This is a genomic window from Ectopseudomonas oleovorans (assembly GCF_003052605.1).
Lineage (GTDB): Bacteria > Pseudomonadota > Gammaproteobacteria > Pseudomonadales > Pseudomonadaceae > Aquipseudomonas > Aquipseudomonas oleovorans_A.
Genome location: NZ_QASO01000041.1, coordinates 1 through 3,670, shown reverse-complemented (window position 1 = coordinate 3,670; position 3,670 = coordinate 1). Strand labels below are relative to the sequence as shown.

7 protein-coding genes are annotated in these 3,670 nt (G+C 57.4%); 4 read left to right on the top strand and 3 right to left on the bottom strand.

Annotated features, from left to right (window positions below; genetic code table 11):
- Positions 1-287: 287 nt before the first annotated feature.
- Together DBO86_RS07890 and DBO86_RS07885 are read left to right on the top strand one after the other, a co-directional pair.
- Positions 288-545, top strand: a complete 258-nt coding sequence (locus tag DBO86_RS07890; RefSeq protein WP_004424974.1) for a type II toxin-antitoxin system Phd/YefM family antitoxin — start codon at positions 288-290, stop codon at positions 543-545.
- Positions 542-931, top strand: a complete 390-nt coding sequence (locus tag DBO86_RS07885) for a type II toxin-antitoxin system VapC family toxin (protein WP_108233414.1) — start codon at positions 542-544, stop codon at positions 929-931. The genes DBO86_RS07890 and DBO86_RS07885 overlap by 4 nt, the downstream gene beginning before the upstream one ends.
- 252 nt (positions 932-1,183) lie before the next feature.
- On the opposite strand, the gene hepT is transcribed toward DBO86_RS07885, so the two are convergent.
- The gene (gene hepT / locus DBO86_RS07880; protein ID WP_108233413.1) at positions 1,184-1,606 is read right to left on the bottom strand and encodes a type VII toxin-antitoxin system HepT family RNase toxin; all 423 of its coding nucleotides are present in this window, start codon (positions 1,604-1,606) and stop codon (positions 1,184-1,186) included.
- Positions 1,596-1,994, bottom strand: a complete 399-nt coding sequence (mntA, locus tag DBO86_RS07875) for a type VII toxin-antitoxin system MntA family adenylyltransferase antitoxin (RefSeq protein ID WP_004424982.1) — start codon at positions 1,992-1,994, stop codon at positions 1,596-1,598. The genes hepT and mntA overlap by 11 nt, the downstream gene beginning before the upstream one ends.
- A gap of 217 nt (positions 1,995-2,211) precedes the next feature.
- Here mntA and DBO86_RS07870 point away from each other — a divergent pair, with 217 nt between their 5' ends.
- Both DBO86_RS07870 and DBO86_RS07865 read left to right on the top strand, forming a co-directional pair.
- Complete coding sequence (locus tag DBO86_RS07870; RefSeq protein WP_108233415.1) at positions 2,212-2,466, top strand: type II toxin-antitoxin system HicA family toxin; 255 nt, start codon at positions 2,212-2,214, stop codon at positions 2,464-2,466.
- Positions 2,463-2,807 (top strand): type II toxin-antitoxin system HicB family antitoxin, encoded by a 345-nt coding sequence (locus DBO86_RS07865; RefSeq protein WP_004424987.1) that lies wholly within the window; start codon positions 2,463-2,465, stop codon positions 2,805-2,807. The genes DBO86_RS07870 and DBO86_RS07865 overlap by 4 nt, the downstream gene beginning before the upstream one ends.
- A 69-nt stretch (positions 2,808-2,876) precedes the next feature.
- Here DBO86_RS07865 and DBO86_RS07860 read toward each other — a convergent pair whose 3' ends face one another.
- Positions 2,877-3,407, bottom strand: a complete 531-nt coding sequence (locus DBO86_RS07860) for an REP-associated tyrosine transposase (RefSeq protein ID WP_004424990.1) — start codon at positions 3,405-3,407, stop codon at positions 2,877-2,879.
- Positions 3,408-3,670: the final 263 nt, after the last annotated feature.

Genomic DNA, 3,670 nt, shown 5'->3' with positions numbered 1-3,670 from the left:
CGCGGCGAATCGCAGCCTCAGCGAAATCGCGCTGGATTACAAACAATTCGCCCCAGGGCGGGGCTCCTACAATTTCAGGGCTGCTGATGGCATCGCGCGGGATGGATCAGCGAGCGTAATCCGTCGTTACGCAGCCCACACCTGACACCAGAGACAAATCACCTCAAGCCATCTCGTGGAGCTCAAGCCAACCCACAAAACTGGAGGAAACCACGGCTAGCACCAACGATTGCGAACAGGCACGCCGGAGAATAGACTAACCAAGTTAGCTAACCAGGTGCTCCACCATGAAAACCGAGACCCCCACCAACAGCCCGAAAATGGTCAATATTCACGACGCCAAGACGCACCTGTCACAACTGATTCTCGATGCAAGCCAAGGCAGCCCGTTTATCATCGCAAAGGCAGGCAAGCCGATGGTGAAGGTCATCTCGATCAACCAGGAAAGCAAACCTCGCACCGGGATGCTGACTGGCGTTTTCAATGTGCCAGACGACATTGACACACCGTTTCAGAATGAAATCGAGTCGATGTTCGGCGCATGAAACTGCTGCTCGACACTCATATTTTACTCTGGGCCTGCGCCACCCCCACCTCACTGCCAACCGACGCGGCCAATCTGATCAACGACCGCGACAACGAACTGCTCTTCAGCGCTGCGAGCATCTGGGAGGTTGGCATCAAGCATGCCATGGGCAAGGTCCACTTCCACTTTGACCCGGCAGTACTCAGAAGAGCACTGCTCGATGCAGACTATCAAGAGCTGGCAATGACCGGGCAGCACAGCATTGCAGCCGCCGCTCTTCCACCTATACATAACGACCCATTTGATCGAATGCTGATTGCTCAGGCCACCACTGAAGGCTTTATATTGGTCACAAGCGATCTGGCCATAGCGAAGTACGCGGGTCCAATCAGGCACGTCAAGTAAGGACGATTCAGAACAGACCACGCACGCCATAAGCGGAAGCAGGGGAAATCGCGGCCTGTCCCTGGGCCCTATAAATCCCAGCTTGTTACACCGGAACTGGACTTCTGCATAGCAAGGCGCCCCCAGCCTTCACACGTCAAGGCAGCCACCACCCAGTAGGAGCCGCGCCTCGCGGCGAATCGATAGCAGGCTCACCACGAAACCAGCCGCCCACCTGTGCGGATATGACAACGTTTTTCTGAGAGAAAAACCTCAATCCTCCCGCGCATCCTTCAACAGAATGCTCTTGGAATAATCGAGAAACTCACCCAGGTGGCGGGTAATGACCGCCACGGTAATCGGTAGCTGCAGCGCTTGGTATTCATGAACGGCAATATTGCGATAGCCCACCATTCGCTTCAGCGCTTCAGCAAGAGCACTGTCAATCCAACCACCTGCGGCCAGTAATGCAAACACATCGCGCGCACTCTGCGGAATACCGAGACGCTCGCGCCGAATCAAATGCTGCCCCATATCCAGAGCCGCCTCGCAAGCGCGCTGGATATTCAGAATGGCCGCATCCTGCCGAGTAAAGTCCTCTGCAAAACTCGCCGGGGCGCGCTCATACTCCTCACGCGCACGCCTGACGCCACGTTCGATGCTTGCGGCCTTGTTCAACAACACATCATCGACCATACACCCGCCCATCTCGCTCGATATCCCGCAAAAGCGGTGCCCTGGCCCGATCCAGCTCAAGCTTCTCGCTCAACACCGCGCACTCGAACAGACCGGCCTCGGGCCCCTCAGCCACCCACCAGTGCTCGCCTTTTACCAACACCTGCTGCTGCATCACGGTGGAAGCCCTGCGCAAATCCAGCAGATCAACCGGACAACCCGCAATATCGGCAGCCTCGCTGGCAAGCTCCCAGAGCACCAGTGGATCAACATAACCTTTTACCAATACAGCCAAATCGAGATCACTTCCTTCGCCTGCCGTACCCTGGACACGACTGCCAAAGGCATAGATAGCCAGCAAACCATCCAGTCGCGAGCGCAGTAACTCGACCAGCACGACCTTATTCATAGCCAACCTCCGCATACACGCTTAGAAGTGTATCCCAACCGCTATAGCACCAAACAATGCCGAACCTACCGCCATGTAGACGACCGCTGCATGGCGGCAGGAAATAGAGCCAGGCCGGATGCCTGCAGGGCGGATTAGCCCCAACCCCAAAAGCCGAACGCTCCATTCCAGGCGTCACGCAGATACTTCGGCAAACATCGTGGCCTGTAGCAAACGACTGATTAGACTTCGCCAATCCATCCTGAAAGCAGTCTTCGCCAAGCCGGTACCGAGCACACTTGAGTGGTCCCGCATTGAATCGCTATTTGTAGCGGCCGGCGCCAGAGCTATCGAGGGCAATGGCTCACGCGTGCGCTTCGAACTGAATGGCGTGGTTGGCACCTTTCACCGCCCCCATCCCGACAAGGAAGCCAAGCCGTATCAGGTTCGCGATGCACGGGCCTTCCTTGAACAAGCAGGAGTTACCCCATGAATGCGCATGCAATGACTTACAAGGGCTATGCAGCCCGCATCGAGTACAGCGACGAAGACGGCCTTTTCGTTGGTCACATCGCCGGCATTCGCGACGTGGTGGGTTTTCATTTTCATGGTGAGTCCGTTCAGGAACTTCGCACGGCATTCGAAGAAGCAGTGAACGACTACCTCGACACCTGCGCTCAACTGGATCGCCCGCCGCAAAAAACCTACTCCGGCAAGCTCAGCCTACGCCTGGGGCCAGAGCTGCACGCCACGGTCGCGGTAAAAGCGGAACTGGAGCACAAGAGCATCAACCAGTGGGTTGCCGACGTGCTGAGCCGCGAGGCACATGCGTAGGCCATAACCGTAGGGCGCATTAGCCGCAGGCGTAATGCGCCGAACGATGCAGACCTGCCCCCTTGCCCCCTACCCATCCCCCGGCACCTCAAGCCCGATATCACCCGCCCAATCAACCGGGTAAAGCCCCATCACCACATCACGGTGAAAGCTCGAATGGGGCCAGTCCGCCACCCGCCCCACCAGCCCGTGTTTGCAAGGGTTGATGTAGACATAATCTATATGCCGGCGAAAGTCCTCGTCATCACGCAGTTGATGCTCCCAGTAGCGCCGCTGCCAGATTCCCCGTTCGCCGCGACGCAAACGCGTCAGCGAGCGGTATTCATCGGAGGGCAACCCTCGGCAGAAAAACGTCTTGATCAGCCGCCAGCGCAACGGGTAATCCGCATCACCAGGCGGCAACGTCCATACGCAATGCATGTGTTCGGGCAGCACCACCCACGCATCGATAGTGAACGGATAATCGCGATGCACGCGCCGCACCGCATCACGCAACAGCTCGACATGCCGCAGCAACAGATCATTGCGGCGGCGTTGCAGCAGATTCACGGTAAAGAACCAGCTCGCCCCCGGCGCGAAAGCACGGCGATAGTTCGGCATCCTTGCCCCTCCAGAAACACCAAAAGGTCAAGCCTAGACGGCCACGGAAATAGCTCAAGCCCCGGCAACATCAGGTAACCCGTAGGGCGCATTAGCCGCAGGCGTAATGCGCCGAACGAGAGCCGCACACCACAAACTCCAGAGAGCAAAACACCCCGCGCAAGGTAGGGCGTTCAGTGTTGCAATGGATATCGTGATTCGCGGTGAACGACGGATTACGCTTCGCTAATCCATCCTACGGAGTTGATCCGCCTTACCGGGTT